The sequence below is a fragment of the Streptomyces sp. NPDC002754 genome (assembly GCF_053592315.1).
In genome coordinates this window covers 730,053-752,690 of record NZ_JBSFVM010000001.1, presented here as the reverse complement: position 1 = coordinate 752,690, position 22,638 = coordinate 730,053, and the positions used below count along the sequence as shown (strand labels likewise).

The 22,638-nt window shown below is 70.3% G+C and carries 19 protein-coding genes; 8 read left to right on the top strand and 11 right to left on the bottom strand.

What is annotated here, in order from left to right:
* Positions 1–9: 9 nt before the first annotated feature.
* Both ACWD2L_RS03620 and ACWD2L_RS03615 read right to left on the bottom strand, forming a co-directional pair.
* Positions 10–2,421, bottom strand: a complete 2,412-nt coding sequence (locus ACWD2L_RS03620; RefSeq protein WP_351330918.1) for a beta-L-arabinofuranosidase domain-containing protein — start codon at positions 2,419–2,421, stop codon at positions 10–12.
* A 76-nt stretch (positions 2,422–2,497) separates the two neighbouring features.
* Positions 2,498–5,116, bottom strand: coding sequence for a PA14 domain-containing protein (locus tag ACWD2L_RS03615; RefSeq protein WP_351330919.1), 2,619 nt, complete (start codon positions 5,114–5,116; stop codon positions 2,498–2,500).
* Between the two features lie 247 nt (positions 5,117–5,363).
* On the opposite strand from ACWD2L_RS03615, the gene ACWD2L_RS03610 reads away from it, so the two are divergent.
* From ACWD2L_RS03610 to ACWD2L_RS03590, 5 genes are all read left to right on the top strand, one after another.
* A complete protein-coding gene (locus ACWD2L_RS03610; protein WP_351330920.1) occupies positions 5,364–6,377 on the top strand; it encodes a LacI family DNA-binding transcriptional regulator in 1,014 nt (337 codons plus the stop codon).
* Positions 6,378–6,538: 161 nt separating this feature from the next.
* On the top strand, positions 6,539–7,636 hold the full coding sequence (locus ACWD2L_RS03605; protein ID WP_351330921.1) for an ABC transporter substrate-binding protein: 1,098 nt from the start codon (positions 6,539–6,541) through the stop codon (positions 7,634–7,636).
* A gap of 1 nt (position 7,637) precedes the next feature.
* Positions 7,638–9,164: a sugar ABC transporter ATP-binding protein gene (locus tag ACWD2L_RS03600; RefSeq protein WP_351330922.1), complete on the top strand. Its 1,527-nt coding sequence runs from the start codon at positions 7,638–7,640 to the stop codon at positions 9,162–9,164.
* On the top strand, positions 9,157–10,119 hold the full coding sequence (locus ACWD2L_RS03595; RefSeq protein WP_351330923.1) for an ABC transporter permease: 963 nt from the start codon (positions 9,157–9,159) through the stop codon (positions 10,117–10,119). Before ACWD2L_RS03600 ends, ACWD2L_RS03595 begins: the two co-directional genes overlap by 8 nt.
* Positions 10,116–11,141 carry an ABC transporter permease gene (locus tag ACWD2L_RS03590; RefSeq protein WP_351330924.1) on the top strand — a complete coding sequence of 342 codons (1,026 nt, stop codon included), beginning with the start codon at positions 10,116–10,118 and terminating at the stop codon, positions 11,139–11,141. Before ACWD2L_RS03595 ends, ACWD2L_RS03590 begins: the two co-directional genes overlap by 4 nt.
* 9 nt (positions 11,142–11,150) lie before the next feature.
* On the opposite strand, the gene glgC is transcribed toward ACWD2L_RS03590, so the two are convergent.
* Together glgC and glgA are read right to left on the bottom strand one after the other, a co-directional pair.
* Positions 11,151–12,368: a glucose-1-phosphate adenylyltransferase gene (glgC, locus tag ACWD2L_RS03585; protein ID WP_351330925.1), complete on the bottom strand. Its 1,218-nt coding sequence runs from the start codon at positions 12,366–12,368 to the stop codon at positions 11,151–11,153.
* A gap of 17 nt (positions 12,369–12,385) precedes the next feature.
* Positions 12,386–13,543, bottom strand: a complete 1,158-nt coding sequence (gene glgA / locus ACWD2L_RS03580; RefSeq protein WP_351330970.1) for a glycogen synthase — start codon at positions 13,541–13,543, stop codon at positions 12,386–12,388.
* 298 nt (positions 13,544–13,841) lie between these two features.
* Here glgA and ACWD2L_RS03575 point away from each other — a divergent pair, with 298 nt between their 5' ends.
* Positions 13,842–14,846 (top strand): DMT family transporter, encoded by a 1,005-nt coding sequence (locus tag ACWD2L_RS03575; protein WP_351330926.1) that lies wholly within the window; start codon positions 13,842–13,844, stop codon positions 14,844–14,846.
* Between the two features lie 27 nt (positions 14,847–14,873).
* Here ACWD2L_RS03575 and ACWD2L_RS03570 read toward each other — a convergent pair whose 3' ends face one another.
* Together ACWD2L_RS03570 and ACWD2L_RS03565 are read right to left on the bottom strand one after the other, a co-directional pair.
* On the bottom strand, positions 14,874–15,950 hold the full coding sequence (locus tag ACWD2L_RS03570; RefSeq protein WP_351330927.1) for a transglycosylase family protein: 1,077 nt from the start codon (positions 15,948–15,950) through the stop codon (positions 14,874–14,876).
* Positions 15,951–16,037: 87 nt separating this feature from the next.
* The gene (locus ACWD2L_RS03565; protein WP_351330928.1) at positions 16,038–17,009 is read right to left on the bottom strand and encodes an acetylxylan esterase; all 972 of its coding nucleotides are present in this window, start codon (positions 17,007–17,009) and stop codon (positions 16,038–16,040) included.
* A 113-nt stretch (positions 17,010–17,122) separates the two neighbouring features.
* Here ACWD2L_RS03565 and gndA point away from each other — a divergent pair, with 113 nt between their 5' ends.
* Entirely contained in the window at positions 17,123–18,562 is a 1,440-nt protein-coding gene (gndA, locus tag ACWD2L_RS03560) for an NADP-dependent phosphogluconate dehydrogenase (RefSeq protein WP_351330929.1), read from the top strand.
* Between the two features lie 332 nt (positions 18,563–18,894).
* On the opposite strand, the gene ACWD2L_RS03555 is transcribed toward gndA, so the two are convergent.
* From ACWD2L_RS03555 to ACWD2L_RS03535, 5 genes are all read right to left on the bottom strand, one after another.
* On the bottom strand, positions 18,895–19,338 hold the full coding sequence (locus ACWD2L_RS03555; RefSeq protein ID WP_351330930.1) for a nitroreductase family deazaflavin-dependent oxidoreductase: 444 nt from the start codon (positions 19,336–19,338) through the stop codon (positions 18,895–18,897).
* A 67-nt stretch (positions 19,339–19,405) separates the two neighbouring features.
* Positions 19,406–20,059 carry an aspartate/glutamate racemase family protein gene (locus tag ACWD2L_RS03550; protein WP_351330931.1) on the bottom strand — a complete coding sequence of 218 codons (654 nt, stop codon included), beginning with the start codon at positions 20,057–20,059 and terminating at the stop codon, positions 19,406–19,408.
* A 44-nt stretch (positions 20,060–20,103) separates the two neighbouring features.
* On the bottom strand, positions 20,104–20,448 hold the full coding sequence (locus ACWD2L_RS03545) for a GNAT family N-acetyltransferase (protein ID WP_351330932.1): 345 nt from the start codon (positions 20,446–20,448) through the stop codon (positions 20,104–20,106).
* 33 nt (positions 20,449–20,481) lie between these two features.
* On the bottom strand, positions 20,482–20,904 hold the full coding sequence (gene panD / locus ACWD2L_RS03540) for an aspartate 1-decarboxylase (RefSeq protein WP_351330933.1): 423 nt from the start codon (positions 20,902–20,904) through the stop codon (positions 20,482–20,484).
* 63 nt (positions 20,905–20,967) lie between these two features.
* Entirely contained in the window at positions 20,968–21,900 is a 933-nt protein-coding gene (locus ACWD2L_RS03535; protein WP_351330934.1) for a LysR family transcriptional regulator, read from the bottom strand.
* 123 nt (positions 21,901–22,023) lie between these two features.
* On the opposite strand from ACWD2L_RS03535, the gene ACWD2L_RS03530 reads away from it, so the two are divergent.
* Positions 22,024–22,635, top strand: a complete 612-nt coding sequence (locus ACWD2L_RS03530) for a hypothetical protein (protein WP_351330935.1) — start codon at positions 22,024–22,026, stop codon at positions 22,633–22,635.
* The last annotated feature ends 3 nt before the right edge of the window (positions 22,636–22,638 follow it).

Below are 22,638 nucleotides of genomic sequence, written 5' to 3'. Positions count from 1 at the left end.
GACGGCCCGTCAAGGCTTCACGCGCCACAGGTGATCCTCCGTCCCGTTGTCGGCGAACTGGACGACCTGCGCGCTGTCTTCGGTGGACATGCCGTCGACGCCGAGCACCTTTCCGCTGTGCTTGTTGCGCAGCAGGAACCAGCCGTCGCCCTTGTCCTCGCACGTCCACAGCAGGTCGGGGCGCCCGGAGTCCTCGTACTGCACGGCGAGAGCACTGTCGTCCGTCGAACTCCCCTTGACGGCAAGGAACTTACCGCTCTGACCGTTGCGCAGACGCAGCGTCCCGTCGCCCGCCGGCAGCAGCTGCCACGCGTGGTCGCCGGTGCCCGCGTCGCGGAACTGCACGACACGTGCGTCGTTGTCCGTGGACATTCCGTCGACGGCGAGGACCTTGCCGCTGTGCTTGTTGAGGATGCGGTGGTACGCCGGTTCGGGTGTCCAGGCCCGGCCCTGCGGCGTCGCCGTCGGGAACGTGGTGATCCGTAGCCGGGCGGCGCCCATGGGCACCAGCGTCACATCCTCCACGGCGGCCCTGCTGCGTGCCGGACTCGACTGGAGCGGTGCGACGACGTGCTCGTCGTCGGCCACCCACTCGGGGATGCGACGGGCCTTCACGGTGAGCGTGAGGGGCGTACCCTCCAAGGTGAACGGGTTGGCGGCGAGGGGCCCGGACTTTCGGTGCACCACTGCCGCGCCGCCCGGCACCAGACCGTAGTTCCAGGCTGTCGTAGCGTGCACGTCGTACTCGGGGAACGTGTCGCTGCCGCCCGTGCGCACATACCGTTCGCCGATCCTGAGCGAATAGGTCAGCGGCCCGTGGTCGACGCTCACGCTGTCGTGATTGCCCTCCCAGGTGCGCAGACCGGTCCGCTGCGGCAGCCGCAGGCGCACCACGTCGCCGTCGTGCCACGTGCGGCGGATCTCGGCGAACGAGGGGCCTCCGCCGACCTTGACGGGGCGGCCGTTCACGGTCAGGCGCGGCGACGCACACCAGCCGGGCACGCGCAGCCGCAGCGGGAATTCCGCGGCCCGCTCGACGCCGACGGTCAGGGTGACGGTCTCGTCGAACGGGTAGTTCGTCTCCTCCCGCACGTGCACCGCGACGTCGCCCACCTTCGTGCGCACCTCGCAGTCGGCGTACATGGCGGCGACGAGCCCGCCGTCGGCGCCCGCGAGCCACAACTCCTCGGTGAAGTAGGGCCAGCCCATGCCGTAGTTGTGCGGGCAGCAGCGGTACTGGTCCACGCCCGGCCGGTACGACTGAAGGGCGAAGCTGTTCTGGAACTGCCCCTGCGATTTGGGGCTGTTGTCGAGGTCGACGCTGTTGGCGCTGGTGACGTAGTGGATGCCCTTGCCGCTCGGGTCGAGAGCGGCGGGCAGCATGTTGAACGCGAGGTCCTCGCAGCGGTCCGCCCACACCGGGTCACCGGTGATACGTGTGAGCAGCTCGTGGCTGGCCATGAACTCGACGATGCCGCAGGTCTCGAAGCCCTGGCGCGGGTCGCCGAATCCGGGCCGGTAGTTCTCGTCGCCGGCCATGCCGCCGCCCGGGAACTGCCCGTAGGTGTCGAGGACTTGGTCGTAGGTGCGGTACGTGGCGCGGGTCAGGGCGTGGGCCCCGGAGTCTGTCCACTGGGCGTACTGGGCGGGTTCGCGGAAGCCCTGGGCGATGTTCACGTTGTGCGGGGTGGGGAGCTTCCCGGTCCAATCGGCACCGTAGCGGTGCATCTTCTCGACGAGGCCGACGAGGAACGCGTCACCCGTGCGCTCGTAGAGCCAGCGGGCGGTGTCGATGCCGTCGCCCCAGCGAACGGAGACCCAGCTGGAGTCGAAGGCTCCCTTGCCCTGCGCCGCCATGTACGTCATGAAGCGGGTGAGGAAGGGCACGATGCGCTCGTCGTGCGTGTACTCCTGCCAGGTGCGCAGCGCCATGAGGAGCGGCAGGTACGGCCAGAAGTCGGGGCCGTCGTTGAGTGCGGTGCGCAGGGCGCGCGGTCCGAAGAACCCGTCGGACTCCTGGGTGGCGAGGATGGCGTCGAGCCAGCGCTCGCTGGTGGCGAGGGCGTCGGCGTCCTGCGTCGTGATGGCCAGCGGGACGAACCCTCTCAGCCAGTAGGGGACTTCCTCCCAGGCGTCTCGTTCCGGGTGGACCCAGCCGCAGGTGTCCATGTCGAGGAAATGGGACTTCTCCTCGTAGCGGCCGAACAACCCGTCGAGTTGCAGGCGGAGTTGGCCCGCCAGCCAGCCGTGGGCGGTGACGCTGCCGACGGGCAGCCTGGTGAAGGCGTCGCCGGCCACGGCCGTCCTCCCTGCCGCCGTCGCGGCGCTTGCTGTGCCTGTGACGCCCGCCGTGCCGCCGATCAGCGTGGCGGCGGTGACCACGGTGCCGGTCCGCAGCACACCTCGTCGTGTGACTGTCATCGATGTCCTCCGGGGACGTGGGGGAACGCGAAGGGGGCGGGCCCGGTGTTCGGGCCCGCCCCCGCGAGCGGTCGGATCAGGAGCAGTTCGCCACGGTGTCCTGCGAGGCGTCGCGGATCAGCGCCTGCTGGGCGTCGTGTACGCGCTTCACGTCCGGCTTGACGACCCTGCGGTCGTACGTCAGCAGGCCGTTGAGCTCACCCTCGACGTCGGAGATCTGCGTGTAGACGGCGCCGTTGCCGCCCTTGCAGGCGAGCTTGTACACCTCGTCGAGCTTCTCCAGGTAGCCGTCCGTGTACGTCGTCGGGTCGACATCGACGTAGGACTGCTGCACCGCCCAGGCGTGGCCCGGCACCGCGAGGCCGAGGCCGCCGTACTCGCCCGCGACCAGGGCCCGCTTGCCGTCGGGGTTCGGTGGCAGGGCGGGGCTGGGGTAGCCGTGTTCGTCGAGGATGTCGCCCGTGCCGCCGTCCTTGCCCAGGTTGATCCCGGACATGGAGTTGATCAGGCGGGTGGGGTCCCAGGACTTGGCCTGGTCGGCGAGGCGTGCCTCGTCGTACTGACCCCAGCCCTCGTTGAGGGTGACCCACATGACGACCGACGGGTGGTTGGAGTGCTGGTCGATCATGATCTTCATCTCGCGCTCGAACTCGGTGCGCGCGGACTGGCTCGGGTTCACGCCTGCCGTCATGGCGGGCATGTCCTGCCAGACCATGAGGCCCAGCTTGTCGGCCCAGTAGAACCAGCGGTCGGGTTCGACCTTGATGTGCTTGCGGACCGAGTTGAAGCCCATCTGCTTGTGCATCTTCAGGTCGTACGCGAGCGCCTCGTCACTGGGCGCGGTGTGCAGTCCGTCCGGCCAGAAGCCCTGGTCGAGGGTGGCCATCATGAACGTGGGCTTGCCGTTGAGCATGGTGCGCGGGGTGCCGTTCACCTTCTCGACGGAGATCGAGCGCATACCGAAGTAGCTGCCGACCCTGTCGGCGCCGACGCTCACCTTGAGGTCGTAGAGGAACGGGTCGTCCGGCGACCACAGGTGCGGCTTGGCGATCTTCAGGGTGAGCGGTCCGCCGGAGGTGCCGGTGGCGGTGGCGACCTTCTTGCCGTCCGCGTACGCGGACGCCGTGACGGGGACACCGTCCCGAACTCCCGTGGCGGAGACGGCCACTTCGCCCGTCTTCACATTCGGCGTGACCTTCAGGTCGGTGGCGTGGTCGGTGGCGACCGGCTCCATCCACACGGTCTGCCAGATGCCGGAGGAGGGGGTGTACCAGATGCCGCTGGGGTCGAGGCGCTGCTTGCCCATGGGCGGGTTCTCGCCCTTTTCGGCGTCGGTGGGGTCGTAGACGCCGACGATCAGTTCCTGGGTGCGGCCCGGCTTGAGGGCGTCGGTGACGTCGGCGCTGAACTTGTCGTAGCCGCCCTTGTGATCGGCGACCTTCTTGCCGTTGACGTAGATCTCGGACTTCCAGTCCACGGCACCGAAGTTGAGGTTGAGGCGCTGTCCCTTGCCGACCTTCCAGTCGGCGGGCACGGTGAAGGTGCGCCGGTACCACATGCGGTCCTCGTGGCGCTCGACGCCCGAGAGCTGGGACTCGACCGGATAGGGTACGAGGATCTTCTCGTCGAGCTTCTTGCCGACCGGCGGCTTGTCCCCCTCCTTGGCGGCGGCGAACTGCCACCTGCCGTTGAGGTTCCGCCACTTGTCGCGGGTGAGCTGGGGACGCGGGTACTCGCGGTGGGCGTTGGCCGGGGTGACGTCGTCGCCCCACTTGGTGGTCAGCTCGTGCGTCGAGTGGTTCGGCCCGCTGGACCAGAACCTGCCGATGGCCGTTCCGTCACTGCCGGCCAGTCCGCCCTGGCCGTCGTAGGTGAGGTCGGCCTCTCCCGAGGCGTCACCCTTCTTGTTTCCGACGACCGGCTGTTCCAGGCCCACGAGCAGCGCCCGCGGGTCCTTCGGGTCCGCCTTGACGCTGCTCAGCGGCCACTTGGCGCCTCCGATGACGGCGGACATGTGCTCGTTGACGCCGCCGGGCAGCGCTCCGAGCTTCTGCGCGAAGTCAAGCTTCAGGGTGCGGCCGTCGCCGAGCACGGTGGTGCCGATGGCTCCGTCGTACTTCCAGTCGGCAGGCAGCCGGAACGCGGACGACGGGATCGCTTCCTTCGTCCCACCCCGCTCGGTCCAGCGCAAGTGGAGGTTGGAGCCGCCCTCGTGCTCGAAGTACTCGACCTTGATGTCGACGGCGTCGTCGGCGGTCAACTCGACGGGCTGGGAGGTCTGTTCCTTCTCCCAGTCGTCGGTCCAGTGGTCGATCACCAGCTTGTCGTCGACCCACAGGCGGAAGCCGTTGTCCCCGACCATGGAAAACGTTGTCATGCCGGACTTCTCCGGGACGACCTTGCCGGTCCAGCGCACGCTGGCGTTGTCCGCCTGGCCGGTCGCGGTCTGCAGTCGGGATTCCAGGCTATTGAAGTCGATCTTCGGGTCGAACCCGGTGGCCTTCAACGAGTCGAAGTCGAAGGCCCCTTCGGCGGACTGCGTGTAGTACTCGCCCTTGAGACCGTGCGGAACGGCCGGGTCGTCTTCGGCCGAGGCCGCTCCTGAGGGGGCGACCGTGAGCGCGGTGAGTCCGAGTGCCGTGGTCAGGAGCAGTGCCAGATGTCGCCCGTGACGTCTGAGGTGGGTGGTGCGCACGGATCCTCCTATGCAGGAACTGCAGGAACGCTTCGAGGAAGGGTGGCGGCTCGCCGCTCCAGTCGGTACAACGAGTCTGTACAACGTTGGAAGGAACGACAGTTGGCATGACAGCACGCGCACAGCATGCTGTCCAGAGCATGGACACGAACACTGCCAGGATCCGGATCGGGTTGGCCGATCACGGCTGCTTACGGGCCAACGTCCGCCCCCGGCCCATCAATCCACGCCGACCCAGGGAGTTTTCGTGCGGGTGAGCCTCAAGGATGTCGCGGAGCACGCCAGCGTCTCGATCAAGACCGTGTCGAACGTCGTGAACAACTACCAGCATGTGACCCCGGCGATGCGCTCCCGCGTCCAGGAGGCCATCGACGAGCTGGGCTACCGGCCGAACCTCACCGCCCGCAATCTGCGCAAGGGCCGCACCGGCATCATCGCGCTCGCCGTGCCCGAGCTCGGCAACCCGTACTTCGCGGAACTGGCCGGCGCCGTCATCGACGCGGCGGCGGAGCGGGACGTGACGGTGCTGCTCGACCACACCCGGGGCGAGCGCGAACAGGAGGTTCTGGTCAGCCAGGGTTTCCGGGCCCGGGTGATCGACGGCCTGATCCTCAGCCCTCTTGAGCTGGAGGCGGAGGACTTGGCGGGGCGCGAGGACGACGTGCCGCTGGTGCTGCTCGGCGAGCGCGAGTACGACCTGCCGTACAACCACATCGCGATCGACAACGTCGCCGCGGCCCGCACCGCCGTGCGCCATCTGATCGGCCGGGGCCGCACGAGGATCGCCTACCTGGGCGCCCGCACGGATTCCGCGAACCGTCCGGCGCATCTCCGACTCGCGGGCTGGCGCGACGAGTTGACGGACGCGGGGCTGCCGGCACCGGACACCCTGGTGGGGCCGACCGGCGGCTGGGACCGGGGCGACGGGGCCGAGGCCATGGCGCGCCTGCTGGACTCCGGGGTGCGCCCCGACGCCGTGTTCGCGTACAACGACCTGGTGGCGATCGGCGCGATGCGCGTGCTGCACGAGCGGGGGCTCAGGGTGCCGTGGGACGTGGCGGTGGTCGGGTTCGACGACATCATGGAGGGGCGCTTCGGGGCCGTCACACTCACCACCGTCTCCCCGGACAAGCGGGCCATCGCCCGGCTCGCGGTGACGTCGCTGCTGCGCCACCTCGAGCATCCGGAGGGGCCCGTGGGACGCGAACTCACGGCGGAATTCCGGCTGGTGGAGCGGGAGAGCACGCTGGGACGACGGTGAACCGTGCCACGGTCACGTGGCGGCCAAGTCTCTGCGCAAAGCCTTTACAGCGCCCTTCCAACGATGTAAAAACCTGGCCTGTACCACCGATCCGACTGGTCGAACACATTCACCCCGTCAGCGCGTTCACGCGCCGGGCCGTGCCGTTTTGGGGACCACCAATGACGCAGACCGCACTTCGCCGTACCACCACCAGGGCCCTGCTCGCCACCGGCCTCGTCGCGAGCCTCGCGCTCGCCACCGGTTGCGCGAAGTCGGAGGACGACAACAGCTCGACGGACAAGGGGAGTTCGAGCGCAAAGAGCGATAACGCCGGGCAGGAGGTCGCCTCGCCGGGCGGCGGCAAGACCTGTGACGTCACCACCTACGGCGGCAAGAAGCTCGACCTGAAGAACGCCACCGTCGGCTTCTCGCAGTCCGAGAAGGAGGCCAACCCGTTCCGCATCGCGGAGACCGCCTCCATCAAGGCCGAGGCCAAGAAGCGTGGCGTCAAGCTGCTCACCGCGAACGCCCAGTCGCAGTTCTCCAAGCAGATCAGCGACGTCCAGGACCTCATCTCCAAGGGCGCGGACCTGCTGGTCATCGCGCCGCTCAACTCAGACGGCTGGGAGCCGGTGCTGCGCGCGGCGAGCGCCAAGAAGATCCCGATCGTCACCGTCGACCGCAAGATCAACTCGACGGCGTGCAAGGACTACGTCTCTTTCATCGGCTCGGACTTCGTCGAGCAGGGCAAGCGCGCCGCCGACGAGATGATCAAGGCCACGGGCGGCAAGGGCGAGATCGCGATCCTGCTCGGCGCCGCGGGCAACAATGTGACCACCGAGCGCACCAAGGGCTTCCAGGACCGGATCAAGGAAAAGGCGCCGGACCTCAAGGTCGTCTTCAAGCAGACCGGTGAGTTCGCCCGCGAGAAGGGCCAGCAGGTCACCGAGCAGCTGATCCAGTCCAAGCCGGACATCAAGGGGATCTACGCCGAGAACGACGAGATGGGTCTCGGCGCGGTCAACGCCCTCAAGAGCGCGGGCAAGAAGGCCGGCGCCGTGAAGATCGTGACGGTGGACGGCACGCGCAACGCGGTGCAGGGCATCGTCGACGGCTGGATCTCCGGCGTCATCGAGTCCAACCCGCGCTTCGGCCCGCTCGCCTTCCAGACCCTGGACTCCTTCACGAAGGGCGACAAGGTCGGCCAGGACATCGTCATCAAGGACAGCGCGTACGCGAAGGACAACGCCAAGTCGGATATCGACAAGGCGTTCTGACATGTTGTCCGCACAGAATCTCAGCAAGACCTTCCCCGGCGTGCGCGCCCTCGACGGTGTCGACTTCACCGCGCGCGGCGGGGAGGTGCACGCCCTCATCGGGGAGAACGGGGCGGGCAAGTCGACGCTGATCAAGGTCCTCACGGGCGTCTACCAGCCGGATGCCGGCGCGGGCACGCTCATGTTCGACGGCCGACAGATCACGTTCTCCACGCCGCTCGAGTCACAGCACGCGGGCATCTCGACGATCTATCAGGAGGTCAACCTCGTCCCCCTGATGAGCGTGGCCCGCAATCTGTTCCTGGGCCGCGAGCCGCGGGGACGGCTCGGCCTGATCGACTTCCGGCGGATGCACCGGGACGCCGACGCGGCACTGCGCGACCTCGGCGTACACGTCGACGTGCAGCGTCCGCTGCGTGAACTCGGCGTCGGGGCGCAGCAGATGGTGGCCCTAGCGCGCGCGGTGTCGGTCGACGCCAAGGTCGTCGTCATGGACGAGCCGACGTCGTCACTGGAGCCGCGCGAGGTGCGCACGCTCTTCGGCGTGATCCGCATGCTGCGCGACCGCGGCATCGCCGTCGTCTACGTGAGCCACCGCCTCGACGAGCTGTACGAGGTGTGCGACGCGGTCACGGTGCTGCGCGACGGCAAGCTGGTGCACACCGGCCGCCTCGCCGACCTGGACCGGCTGCGGCTCGTGTCACTGATGCTGGGCCGCGACGTCGGCGACGTACAGGACGAGGGCCTGACCAAGTTCTCCGGCGAACACGACACGTCGGCAGAACCCGTGCTGAGCGCCGAGGAGTTGACGGTCCGCCACCAGTTGCACGGCGTGACGCTCGACGTGCGTCCCGGCGAGGTCGTCGGCCTCGGCGGACTGCTCGGCTCCGGCCGCAGCGAGACCGCCAAGGCCATCGCGGGCGCCCTGCCCACGGACAGCGGCCGGGTGACGGTAGCCGGGTCCCCGGTGCGTACGGGCTCCACGCCTGCCGCGATCCGGGCCGGCATCAGCCTGCTGCCGGAGGACCGCAAGGCGGAGGGCATCGTGCCGGGCCTGTCGGTGCGCGAGAACATCGCGCTCGCGGCGCTGCCGGGGCTGTCCCGCTTCGGCCTGGTCGACGAGGCCCGCATCGACCGCATCGTCGACACGTTCGTGAAGCGGCTGCGCATCAAGTCGGCCGGCCCGCACCAGAAGGTCGGCGAGCTGTCGGGCGGCAACCAGCAAAAGGTGCTGCTCGCACGGTGGCTCGCGATGAACCCGAAGGTACTGCTGCTGGACGAGCCGACGCGCGGTATCGACGTGGGCGCCAAGGCCGAAGTGCAGAAGCTCATAGACGAGTTGGCGGACGACGGGCTCGGCGTCCTGCTGATCTCCTCCGACCCGGAGGAGCTGATCGAGGGCTCGGACCGGGTCGTCGTCCTGAAGGACGGCGCGGTGGTCGCCGAGCTGACCGGCGACGCGGTCACAGAGGACCGGCTGATGCGCGCGATTGCCGCGACTCCCGCTGGAGGGACGTCCGTTGAGTGAAGCAACCCTGGGCAGCACCGGTGTCGACAAGGCCCGGATGCTGCGCCTCCTCCAGGACTACGGCGTCTATGCGGGCGTCGCCGTCCTCCTCCTGGCGAACATCGTCTTCACCCCGCACTTCCTGTCCGCGGAGAACTTCCGCACGCAGGCCGTGCAGGTCGCACCCGTCCTGATCGTGGCGCTCGGCATGGCCCTCGCCATCGGAACCGAGGGCGTGGACCTCTCGGTGGGCTCCGTGATGGCGCTCGCCACCTCGCTGGTCGCGCTGTATCTCGGCTATGGGCCGCTGTTCGCGGTTGTCGCCGCGCTGATCGGAGGCGCGCTCGTCGGTGTCGCGAACGGCGCGCTCGTCGCCTTCATCGGGGTCCAGCCCATCGTCGCCACACTGGCGTTGATGGTTGGGGGCCGTGGCCTGGCGCTCGTCCTGCTGCCCCAGCTCAAGGACGTGCGGGACCCCGGGATGCGGGCACTCGGCACCGGCGATGTGCTCGGCATCCCCTATCTGGTGCTGATCGCGGCGGCGCTGGCGCTGATCGTCGCGTTCGTGGTGCGGCGCACCACGTTCGGCCGTCAGCTCCTCGCCATCGGCGACAGCCGTCCGGCGGCCAAGCTGGCAGGGCTTCCGGTGCGGCGGGTGCTGATCCTCGTCTACGTACTGTCGGGAGTGCTCGCCGCCGTCGCCGGTGTACTGGCCACGGCGCGGCTCACCGCGAGCGACCCGACGTCGCTCGGCACGCTGATGGAGCTGTCCGCGATCACGGCCGTCGTGGTCGGCGGCACTCCGCTGACCGGCGGGCGGGTGCGCATCGGCGGCACGGTCGCGGGCGCCGTCCTCATCCAGCTGCTCACAGCCACACTCATCAAGCACGACCTGCCGCCGTCGTGGACGCAGATCGCCCAGGCCGTGGTGATCGTGCTCGCGGTGTACGCGGCGAGGGAGCGGGGGAAGCGATGACGGTGACGGACATAGGGACCTCTCAGCCGGCGGGTCCGGCCCACGAGGACGAGCCCCAGGGCGCGACGCGCGCGGAGCGGCTGAGCGCGCTGGCCCAACAGCACGGCGCGCTGGTCACGTTGGTGATCGCGGTGATCGTCGCCTCGCTCTCCTTCGACACGTTCCTGACCGGGGACAACCTGGAGAACATGGCGCTGTCGTCCGCGTTCCTCGCGATCGTCGCGCTCGGCATGACGTTCGTGATCGTGACCGGTGGTATCGATCTGTCGGTGGGCTCGCTGTTCGCCCTCGGCGGGGTCCTCGCGGCATGGGGTTCGCGGTACGGGACGGTGGTGGCGCTGCTCCTGCCACTGGCGGTGTGCGGGCTGATCGGCCTGGTCAACGGGTTGCTGATCGCGCGCTCGCGGCTCGCACCGTTCATCGTGACGCTCGCGGCGATGCTCGGGGCGCGCGGCATCCTCCTCTCCATCACCGATGAGGGTTCCGAGACGTATCTCGTCGACAAGTCCACGTTCTTCGCGACGCTCGGCCAGGGGAAGCTGTTCGGTATCGGCGCCCCGGTGTGGATCACGCTGGTGCTGTTCGGCATCGGCGCCCTGGTGCTGCGCCGTACGCGCTTCGGGCAGTACGTGTACGCGGTCGGCGGCAACGAGGACGCGGCGGCGCTGATGGGCGCGCCGGTGGCCCGCACCAAGATCAGTGTGTACACACTGTCAGGGTTGTGCGCGGGCCTGGCCGGCGCGCTCAATGCCGCCTGGCTGGTGTCGGGCGTGACGATCCTCGGCTCCGGCATGGAGCTGGAGGCGATCTCGGCGGTCGTCATCGGCGGCACGCTGCTGACGGGCGGGTTCGGGTTCATCAGCGGTTCGCTGGTCGGTGTCCTCCTGCTCAAGGTCATCCAGAACGTGATCAATCAGATCGGCTCGCTGGACTCCGCGTACCAGCAGGTGGTCAGCGGTGCGTTCCTGGCCCTCGTCGTGATCGCGCAGACGTGGCTGGGGAAGCGTCGGCGAGTGCTGTGAGGGCTGGAGCTAATGCACCGCCTGACCCTTCCCCAGCGCGATCACGCCCGTCTTCGACACCGTGTACAGCTCCGCGTCCCGGCTCGGGTTGACGCCGATGGTCGCGCCGACGGGGACCTCGACGTTCTTGTCGAGGACGGCGCCGCGCACCACCGCTCCCCTGCCGACCCGCACGTTGTCGTGCAGGACGGAGCCCTGGACGACCGCGCCGTCCTCGACGACGACGCCCGGTGAGAGCACGGAGCGGGTCACCTGGCCGCGGATGACGCAACCGGGGCTGACGATCGACTCACTCGCGATGCCGCCCGCGCAGAACTTGGCGGGCGGCAGCTGGCCGGGGTGGGTGTAGATGGGCCAGCGCCGGTTGTCGAGGTTGAAGACCGGGGTGTCCGAGATGAGGTCCATATGAGCCTCGTAGTAGGCGTCGAGGGTGCCGACGTCGCGCCAGTAGCCGTGATCGCGGTCCGTCTCGCCCGGCACGTGGTTGCCGTCGAAGTCGTAGAGCTGGGCGACGCCGCGCTCGGTGAGCATCGGCACGATCGAACCGCCCATGTCGTGCGCCGAGTTGGTGTCTTCGGCGTCGGCCTGAAGCGCGTCGACGAGGACCTTGCTGGTGAACAGGTAGTTGCCCATCGAGGCGAAGACCTGGTTCGGGGTGCCGGGCAGCGGCGGCGGGTCGGTGGGCTTCTCCAGGAAGGCGTCGATGCGTGTGCCGTCGCGGGCCGGGGTGATGATGCCGAAGGACGGGGCCTCCCGGCGCGGCACCCGGATGCCCGCCACCGTGACGCCCGCGCCCGACTCGATGTGCTGGGCGAGCATCTGCCGCGGGTCCATCCGGTACACGTGGTCGGCGCCGAACACCGCGATGTAGTCGGGCTGTTCGTCGTGGACCAGGTTGAGGGACTGCAGGATCGCGTCGGCGCTGCCCGAGTACCAGCGCGGGCCGAGCCGCTGCTGGGCCGGGACCGGCGTGACGTAGTTGCCGAGCAGGCTCGACATCCGCCAGGTGGTCGTGACGTGCCGGTCGAGGGAGTGCGACTTGTACTGCGTCAGGACGCAGATGCGCAGGATGTCGCCGTTGACGAGATTGGACAGGGCGAAGTCGACCAGGCGGTACGTGCCGCCGAACGTCACCGCGGGCTTCGCCCGGTCCGCGGTGAGCGGCATCAGCCGCTTGCCCTCCCCGCCTGCCAGTACGATCCCGAGCACCGAAGGTCCACCGCGCATCCCAACCCCCCTGTGATTCACGTGCCGTTGAGGATCTCCTCGTACACGTCGACCGTGCGCCGGGCGATCGCGTCCCAGCCGAACTCCGCCGCCGCCCGCTCCCGGCCCGCCTCGCCCATCACCCGCGCCGCTCCGGGATCGGCGACGACCCGGTTCAGGGCGTCCGCGAGCCCCGCCTCGAAGCCTTCCGGGTCCTCGGCCGCGTACGGGACGAGCAGCCCCGTCTCGCCGTCCGCGACGACCTCGGGGATGCCGCCGACCCCCGAGGCGACCACCGCGGTGCCGCAGGCCATCGCCTCCAGGTTGACGATGCCGAGCGGTTCGTACACGGAAGGGCACACGAACGCCGAGGCGTGTGTGAGCAGTTGAATGACATCGGTGCGCGGCAGCATCGACGGAATCCAGCGCACCCCGTCACGCGTGGCCTTCAACTCGTCGACGAGTTCCCGGAATTCGCGGCCGATCTCCGGGGTGTCGGGCGCGCCCGCGCACAGGACGATCTGCACGCCTTTCGCCACCTGCTTGGCCGCGCGCAGCAGATGGGGCACGCCCTTCTGCCGGGTGATGCGGCCGACGAAGAGGATGTAGGGGCGCTGCGGGTCGATGTCGTAGCGGCTCAGCACGTCCGTGTCGGCGTCGGCGTGGTAGAGCGAGACGTCGATGCCGTTGTGCACGACACGGACCTTCTTCGGCTCCAGGGCCGGATAGCAGGCGAGGATGTCCTTGCGCATCGCGTGCGACACCGCGATGACGCCGTCGGCGGCCTCGATCGCGGTCCGTTCCGCCCATGCCGACAGCGCGTAGCCGCCGCCCAGCTGCTCCGCCTTCCAGGGGCGCAGCGGCTCCAGGGAGTGGGCGGTCAGCACGTGCGGGATTCCGAGGTGCAGCGCCGCCAGGTGCCCGGCCAGGTTCGTGTACCAGGTGTGGGAGTGGGCGATCTCGCGGCCTTCGAGGGCCGCGGCGATGGCCAGGTCCACGGAGAGCGTGCGCAGCGCGTCGTTCGCCCCGTCGAGCGCGGGCCAGGCCCGGTGCCGGCGCACGCCGTCGGCCGTCCCCTCGCCCCACGTGTGCACCTCGAGGTCGACGAGCGGGCGCAGCTCGCGCGCCAGGAACTCCACGTGCACTCCGGCGCCGCCGTAGACATCCGGCGGGTACTCCCTGGTCAGCAGTCCCACACGCACGCGCGGCCCCCGTAGTCGTCGGTCGGCGACACTCGCTCTGGATCGCTGTTCGAAAGCGCACCTCATGGTCACCCATGGACGGCCCGTGCGGAAGGGCGCGGACGCCAACTCGGCCCGAGTCTCCCCCGGGTCCCCGGGGCACCCGCCCTGGGGATGAATCAGGACGCGGCCTACTCCAACGGGAGTAGGACCCAATGCGTGCTCAAGTCGGACGACGCGGAGGGCAGGGAAGCGCCATCGTGGAGGGTATGAGAAGCGACCGTGCGCCACGCCGCACCTCCAGGGGCGCCACATGAGCGACCTGGTGCTTTCCGTGCTGCTCTCGCTCGTCTCCGCCGTCGCGTACGCGGGCGGGGCGATCGTGCAGGAGCGCGTGGCCGCGACGTCGCCCAAGGCGGCGTACGCCCCGCTGCGCAGGCCCGCCTGGTGGGGCGCCGGAGGGCTGAACGGCCTGGGCGCGTTGCTGCACGTCGCGGCGCTGGCCTTCGGCCCGCTCAGCGTCGTGCAGCCGCTGGGAGCCCTCACGATCGTGCTCGCGCTGCCGATGTCGGCGCTCCTGGTGCGTCGCAAGGCAGGGGCGACAGCCTGGCGCGGCGCGATCATGGCGACGGTCGGGCTGGCGGGACTGCTCTCGCTGACCGGTTCCACGACCGAGCAGTCCCTGGACGGGACGCAGCGCCTGTTCGTCGGCCTGATCACGGCAGGCGGTGTGCTGGCCCTGATGTCGACTGCCCGCGTGGCGCACCGGCACCCCGTGGTACGCGCGGTGCTGCTGGCGGTGGCGGCCGGCGGCGCGTTCGGCATGGCGTCGGTGTTCACGAAGTCCGTGACCGAGGACTGGACCGGGCAGCCGTTGGAACAGCTCGCGACGCTCCTGGCGATCGCGGGCCTGGCCGTGACCGGCATGCTGCTGTCGCAGGCCTCCTACCGGGGCGCCGGGCTCGCCGCGCCGCTGGCGACCGCGACGGTCGTGAATCCGGTGGTGGCGGCGACCATCGGCCTCACGATGTTCGGCGAATCGTTCCGGTACAGCACGATCGGCACGGTGCTCGCGCTCGGCTGCGGCGTCGTGGCGGCGGGCGGCCTGATCCTGCTGACGACGGAGCGCATCGGGCGGGGCCGCCGGGCGGGCGCCTCGGTCGTCGCCGCCGTCCCGCACGGAGCGGCACAGCCGATCCCGCCCGTGGTGCCGGACAGCCCGGCCGGGCTCGACTCGGTGCCGCTGCCGCCGCGCGCGCCGGGGGCCCGGCAGGAACCTCCGTGCGGGGGCTGGACGACCGAGGACATCCGGTCCTGACGCCTGCTTTCAGGCCGGATGCGGGGTTCAGATCCTGACGCCGCGGGCCCGCAGGTACGCCAACGGGTCCACGTCGCTGCCGAAGCCGGGCCCGGTCCGCACCTCGAAGTGCAGATGCGGGCCCGTGCTGTTCCCGGTGGAACCGGAGCGGGCGATGCGCTGGCCCGCCACCACGCGCTGGCCGCTCTTCACGGACAGCGCGGACAGGTGTCCGTACTGGCTGAACTTGCCGTCGGCGTGCCGGACAACCACTTCGTAGCCGTACGCGCCGCCCCAGCCGGCCGAGACGACGTGTCCGGCGGCGACGGCCTTCACGGACGTCCCGGTGGGCACCGCGAAATCGACGCCCGTGTGGTACCCCTTCGACCAGGAGGAACCGGCGGCGCGGTAGGGCGTGCCGAGGGACGCGGCGACGGGGGCGACGACGTGGTGCGTGGTGGCCTTCGCCGTGTCGGACTTCTTGGCGACGGGTTTGGCAGCGGCCTTCTTCTCGGTCTTCTTCGCGGCTTGCGTCCCCGGCACCGCGAGGCGCTGCCCGGGGGTGATCAGGTCCGGGTCGGCGCCGATCGTGGCGCGATTCGCCGCGTACAGCGCACGCCAGCCGCCCTTCACGGACCGCTCGGCGGCGATGCCGGAGAGGCTGTCGCCGCTGACGACGCGGAACATCTGGGCGCGTCCGGCCCGGGACTGCGGCGTGGTCTGCGGCCGTACGTCGGGTGTCGCGGCCTCGCGGGTGAGGCCCGCGCGCTGCGAGCACACCGGCCAGGCGCCGGGCCCCTGCCCCTTGAGCACCTTCTCCGCCACGGCGATCTGCTGGCCCCTGGTGGCGAGGTCGGCGCGCGGCGCGTAGGCGGTGCCGCCGTACGCGGCCCAGGTGGAGCGGGTGAACTGGAGGCCGCCGAAGAAGCCGTTGCCGGTGTTGATGTTCCAGTTCCCGGAGGACTCGCACGCGGCGACCTTGTTCCACGTCTGCGTGTCGGCGGCCTGCGCCGTGCCCGCGCCGATGATCGGGATGGCCATGCCCACGCCGCCCACGGTCACGGTGAGCGATGCCCGGTTGACCCGGCTCGGCTGGTACCGGCGGTGCCGGCCGCGTAACGCCATGAATGCCCCCTCAGCCACACGTAGGAGCGGCAAATTAGCCGCTCCTACGGAAGTGGACAAGAGCGCCCTGAGCCACCTTGGCGGGATTCAGCCCCTCAAGTACCCGGGAATCCAACGGAGTTGTGCGGCCTGCTGGAAGGGGCCGCCGCCCTCGTGGTCGTTGAACGCGTACACCTCGATCGACTTGTCGGCGCCCGCCCAGTGGTTGTACGCGCCGAAGACCGTGGACGGCGGGCACGTCAGGTCCTCCAGGGCGGCGGAGAACAGGGTGGGCGCCGTGGCGCGCGCCGCGAAGTTGATGCCGTCGAAGTAGGAGAGCGTGCGGAAGGCGCGCTCGTCCTCGCCGATGTGCGCCTTCAAGTAGAGCGCGATCTCGCGGTACGGGTGACGCTCGGTGAGCGTGGCGGCGCGCCGGAAGTCGCACAGGAACGGCACGTCAGGGGCTGCTGCCACCAGGTCGGGCACGAGTCCGGCGACGGCGATGGTGATGCCGCCGCCCTGACTTCCACCGGTGACGGCGACCCGGTTCGCGTCCACGAGCGGGTGCGAGCGGGCGGCGTCGACGGCGCGCACGGCGTCGGTGTACACGCGCCGGTAGTAGTACTCGTGCGGGTCCTGAATGCCCTTCGTCATGAAGCCCGGCTGGGACGGCGTGGAGCCGACCGGGTCGGGGGTGTCGCCGACGGTGCCGCCGCTGCCCTGCCCGCGGGTGTCCATGACGAAGTGCGCGAACCCGGCGGCCGCCCAGCGCAAGTGGGTGTGCGCGAGGCCGCGGCCGCCGCCGTAGCCGACGTACTCGACGACGGCCGGAAGCAGCTCGTTCGCGCCTGCCGGAAGGACCAGCCAGCCCTTCACGGGATGCCCGCCGAAGCCCGCGTACGTAACGTCGAACACGTCGACCGCCGTGTACGGGACGTCGACGGGCTCGAAGCGTGCGTCCAGGTCGCGCTCCCTGGCCTCGACGAGGGTCTTCTCCCAGAAGGCGTCGAAGTCGTCGGGCGCCGTCAACTCCGGCTGATAGGTGCGCAACGCGTCGAGTGACAGGTCGAAATGAGGCACGCACGGCTCCAAATTCGTAGAGAGTCCACGATGGGGATCGGACGCAAACCTAACCCGGGCCCCTTTCCCGTCTGAACAGAATCTTTCAACTTCCCAATCCAGGAGCGACACACATGAGCACAACAGCCCAGATCGGTGTCACCGGCCTCGCTGTCATGGGGCGCAACCTCGCCCGGAACTTCGCCCGCAACGGCTACACGGTCGCCCTCCACAACCGCACGGCGTCCCGCACGCACGCGCTGGTCGAGGAGTTCGGCGAGGAGGGCATCTTCGTACCGACCGAGAGCGCCGAGGACTTCGTGGCCGCGCTCGAGCGGCCGCGGCGCCTGGTCGTCATGGTGAAGGCGGGCGAGCCGACCGATGCGGTGATCAAGGAGTTCGCGCCGCTCATGGAGCCGGGCGACATGATCATCGATGGTGGCAACGCGCACTTCGCGGACACCCGGCGCCGCGAGAAGGAGCTGCGCGAGCAGGGCATCCACTTCGTCGGCACGGGCGTCTCCGGCGGCGAGGAGGGCGCGCTGCACGGCCCGAGCATCATGCCCGGCGGCAGCGTCGAGTCGTACAAGTCCCTGGGCCCGATGCTGGAGAAGATCTCCGCCAAGGCGAAGGACGGCGCGCCCTGCGTGACGCACGTCGGCCCCGACGGGGCGGGCCACTTCGTGAAGATGGTGCACAACGGCATCGAGTACGCCGACATGCAACTCATCGGCGAGGCCTACCAGTTGCTGCGCGACGTGGCCGGGTACTCCCCCGCGCGGATCGCCGACATCTTCCGCACCTGGAACACCGGACGCCTCGACTCCTACCTGATCGAGATCACGGCCGACGTCCTCTCGCACGTGGACGAGGCGACCGGCAAGCCCTTCGTGGACGTCGTCCAGGACCAGGCCGAGCAGAAGGGCACCGGCCGCTGGACGGTGCAGATCGCGCTCGACCTGGGCGTGCCGGTGTCCGGGATCGCGGAGGCGGTCTTCGCGCGCTCCCTGTCCGGGCACGCGGAACTGCGCACCGCGTCACGGGAGTTGGCGGGACCCACGGCCGTGACGCTGGGCGAGTCGGAGGCCGCGGCCTTCGCCGACCGCGTCGAACAGGCCCTGTACGCCTCGAAGATCGTGTCGTACACCCAGGGCTTCCACGAGATCTCCGCGGGCAGCGAGGAGTACGACTGGAACATCGACTCGGGTGCGGTGGCCCGGATCTGGCGCGGCGGCTGCATCATCCGCGCCGCGTTCCTGGACCGGATCACGGCGGCGTACGAGGCGGAGCCGAACCTGGTCTCGCTGCTGTCCGACAAGGGCTTCGCCGACGAGATCGCCGCGGCGCAGGACGACTGGCGCTCGGTCCTGGTCGCGGCGACCACGCAGGGTGTGCCCACGCCCGGTTTCGCGGCGGCGCTCGCCTACTACGACGCGCTGCGCGCCGAGCGCCTGCCGGCCGCGCTCACGCAGGGCCAGCGGGACTTCTTCGGCGCGCACACGTACCGCCGCGTCGACCGGGAGGGCTCGTTCCACACGCTGTGGGGCGGTGACCGCTCCGAGGTCGACGCGTAAGCGTCCGCTAAGCGGGTGACGGCTCGGGCTCCGGCGGATGTGGGTCGGGGTCCGGGTCCGGCAGCGGCGGCGTCGGGGACGGCGAGGGCCGGGGCGTGGGCTCGGGCACCGGTGTCGGGAACGGGTCCGGCATCGGGCCGGGCTCGGGCCGGTCGGGCCCGGGGCCCGGGTCAGGTCCGGGACCCGGACCGGGGCCGGGTGTGGGGGTCGGCGGGACGGGGTCGGGGAACGGTTGGGTCATCGTTGGTTCCTCCAACGGTTCGGAGGGGACCTGTCCACTGTCTCCCGGCTCGCGTGCCCACGCCCGACGAGTCCACGCCTGCGGCCGGGTCTCAGCCGTCGGTGCGGCGCAGCCGTACGACGGGAATGTCACGGCTCGTCTTCTTCTGGTACTCCGCGTACGGCGGGAACAGCTCCACCAGGGAGTCCCACACCCGCGCCTTGTCCTGCGCCGACAGGGTCTCGGCGCGCGCCGCGAACCTCTCGGTCCCCACGCGCAGCCGGACCTCGGGATTGGCCTGAAGGTTCAGGTACCACTCCGGATGCCGGTCCGCGCCGCCGTACGACGCCACGATCAGCTGGTCGTCACCGTCCGTGCCGTAGATCAGGACGGTGCGCCGCCACTGGCCGCTCTTGCGGCCCTCGTAGTCGAGGAGCAGGCACGGGGCGCCCTGCATGGTGGTGCCCTTGGTGCCCCCGGACTCCTCGTAGGTGCGGGCCTGCTCGGCGACCCAGCCGGTGGGGCTGACGACGGTCTCGGTGTCATGGTCGGTCATGTGCGCTGCCTCCTGTTCGGGATTCCTGTCCGGGGCTCCTGTGCCGGTTCGGACAACTCCCTCCAACCTAAACGCTCTTGGAGCGCGCGCATTCCGTGGCGGCGGCGGAGAGTCCGGGGCGTGGGCTGGAGAGCACGGGCAGGGTGGTGGTTCGGGTCCGCTCGGCGGCGTCGGCCAGGGATGCCTGGGCGAGGACGACGGCATCGGCGTCGGTGATGCCGTCGACGGCATCGGCGACGAGCGCGAGATAGCCGTCCCGGTCACCCGCGAGGAAGCGCTCCCAGGCGCCCTCGACGAACACGGTCCGCACGTCCACCGGGCGCCCCGCCCGCGCGGCTTCCTCCTCGACCAGCTCGGCCGTCGGCCCGAGGGTGCTGCGCAGCGTGGCGACCACGGCGATCCGCTTCCCCTCGGCGACGGCCCGCGCGGCCATCGGCCGGTCCACGCGCAGTACGGGCACTCCGGCGTCCGCGGCGAGCCCTTCCGCTACGGCGCCGAGCGTGGAGCACGTGCACAGCACGGCGTCCGCCCCGTCGGCGACGGCCGCTTCGAGCAGCGCCCGGACCTCGTCGGTGACGGCGGCGGGCCCCTCGACGCCGGCCCGCACGAGCAGTTCCTCGCGTACGACGTGACGCAGTTCAAGGCCCGGGTGGTCGCTGTCGCGCAGGGCGTCGAAGACCGGCACGTGGACGGGCGAGGTGTGCACGAGCGTCAGGTTCATGGCCAGGACCCTACGCGCGGATGATCACCGCGCGCAGGGCCGTCTCACCACTTGTCCGGGTCGGCCTCGATGGCGGCCTTCGCGGCGAGCAGCAGGTCGGCGGAGGCCTCGGGCGCCTCGCCGGGGTGCCGCTCGGCCCACCGGACGACGAACGGGCACAATGGCGCGACGGCCACCGACTCGGCCGCGGCGATGGCGTACAGCTCGCGGGCGAGGGAGCCCGCGATCCCCTTGCCCTCGTTCTCCGGCTCCACGATGGTGTGCACCGGGACGAGCGCCCGCTCGGGTTCTTCCAGTACGAAGTACTGGATGTGGCCGACGACTTCGCCGCCTGAGCGGGCCCGCAGCAGCCCGTGCTCACGGTCGTCGCGGATCTCGATGTCACTCATGGGCTCTCTCCTGCGTCGTGGGCGGACCGGGTCTCATCCTGCGGGTACCGCGTGCGGGCCGCGTGTCACGTCCCCGCCGGGGATCGGCTCCGAGGCATCGGCGCCGAGCGCCGCGATCCGGTTGTCCCGGTCGACGTGCACGATCCTCGGCCGCAGGGCACGCGCCTCGGCGTCCTCGATCTGACAGTAACCGATGATGATCACGAGGTCGCCCGGGTGCACGAGGTGGGCTGCCGCCCCGTTGATCCCGATGACACCGGACCCGCGCTCGCCCTCGATGACGTACGTCTCCAGGCGGGCCCCGTTGTCGATGTCGACGATGTGCACGAGCTCGCCGGGCAGCAGATCGGCGGCGTCGAGCAGGTCGGCGTCGATGGTGACGGAGCCGACGTAGTGCAGGTCGGCGTGGGTGACGGTGGCGCGGTGGATCTTGGACTTGAGCATGGTGCGCAGCATGGAGGCACTCCTCAACTTCGGCTCCCTGCCCGCGGCCTGCGGGTCAAGGGCTGGTGAGCGAGTTTACAGCGGTGCGGCGGAGCGCCCGGTGGGCACCAGGTTCGACGCCGATGCCTTGATGAGGTCGAGGGCCTGCGCCACCACCGGGTGCCGCGCGCCGCCCTTGCGGGTGGCGGCGAGGATGCGGCGGGCGGGGGCGGGTTCGCCGGACAGGGGGATGCGGGCGACGGGCCATTCGGTGTCGATGCGGGCGAGGCGCGGCACCAGGATCACGCCCAGGCCGTGCGCCACCATCGCCGTACCGGTGTCCCACTCGTCGCACTGGTGACCCATGTCGGGCATGAACCCGGCGGCCATGCAGGCCGTGACCAGCAGGTCGTGGTACGTGGTGCCCGGTGTGCCCACGATCCACGTCTCGCGGGCGGCGTCCGCGAGGACCACCCGCTCGCGCGCCGCCAGCGGATGGTCGGCCGGGACGACCAGGTCGAGCGGGTCGTCGAGGAGCGGCTGCTGTTCGAAGCGCTCGTCGGTCAGGGGTGGCGAGTCGGCCGTCACGACGACCAGGCCGAGGTCGGCCTCGCCCGTGAGCAGCAGCTCGAAGCAGCGCGCCGGCTCCGCCTCCACCAGGCGGACCCCGAGCTGGGGGTGGCGCTCGTGCAGGGTCGCGGCGGTGGACGGCAGCAGATGCGTGGCGGCCGTGGAGAACCCGCAGAGCGTGAACGAGCCGGTCTGTACGTCGGCCATCGCGGCGAGGTCACTGCGCGCCCGCTCCCACTGCGCCTCCAGGACGGCCGCGTGCTGGAGCAGCGTACGGGCGGCGGCGGTCAGCTTGATGCCGCGGCCCGCGGGCTCGATGAGCACCACGCCGACCTGCTCGGCGAGCTGCCTCAGCTGGTACGAGACCGTGGACGGCTTGAGCCCCGTGGCCTCGGCGGCCGCGGTCACTCCGCCGTGCGCCTCGACCAGCTGCAGCACCTTGAGCTTGGGATCGATCATCCAACTATCCTGCACGGTCACATGCAAGATCGTGTAATTGTGTCGATGAGTTACGCCTGGCACTCTTCCCGGGTGCTGTCCAAGAGTCCTTTCCCGCGCCGGAATCGGATCGTCCCGACGGGAATGCGCGACCTGTTCGCCATGGTCTGGGCCGTCCGCTTTCTCGCCTGGGCCACGGCGGGCCTGTTTCTCGCCGTCGTTCCCGCTGTCCTGATCGTCTCGGGGCAGAGCGGCCCTGCCGTCGTCTGCGGTGTTCCGCTGTCCGTTCTCGTCTGCTCGACGCTCGCGCAGCCGCTGGCCGCCGAACTCGGCAGCCGCTGCGCGCAGTTCGCCGGTCTCACCGCCTTGCTGGTGAGCCTTTCCGCGCTGTCGCTGACGGTGGGAACGTCGACCTGGGCGACTCTGGGCGCCGCCGTGTTCGCCGGACTCGGGCACGGGCTCGGCCGCGCCGGAGCGAGCGCCGCCCTCGGTGTGCACACACCTGCCGCCACCTGTCTGGGCCTCGGCCTGCCGGTCCTCGCCACGGCGCTGCTCGCGCCCGCGAGCTCCGCGGCGACCACCACGACCGTGGTGGCCTCGGTGGTCGCGCTCCTCGTCTTCCCAGCGTCCGGTCTCGTCCTGGAGGCCGGTCGCACCGCACGCCGGCCGGGGCAGCACCTCCCCCACCCCCTCGTCCACTGGATCGACCCGAAGCCCCTGTGTGGGCGTCCCACCCGCAGTACCGCGCAATTCTGAGGA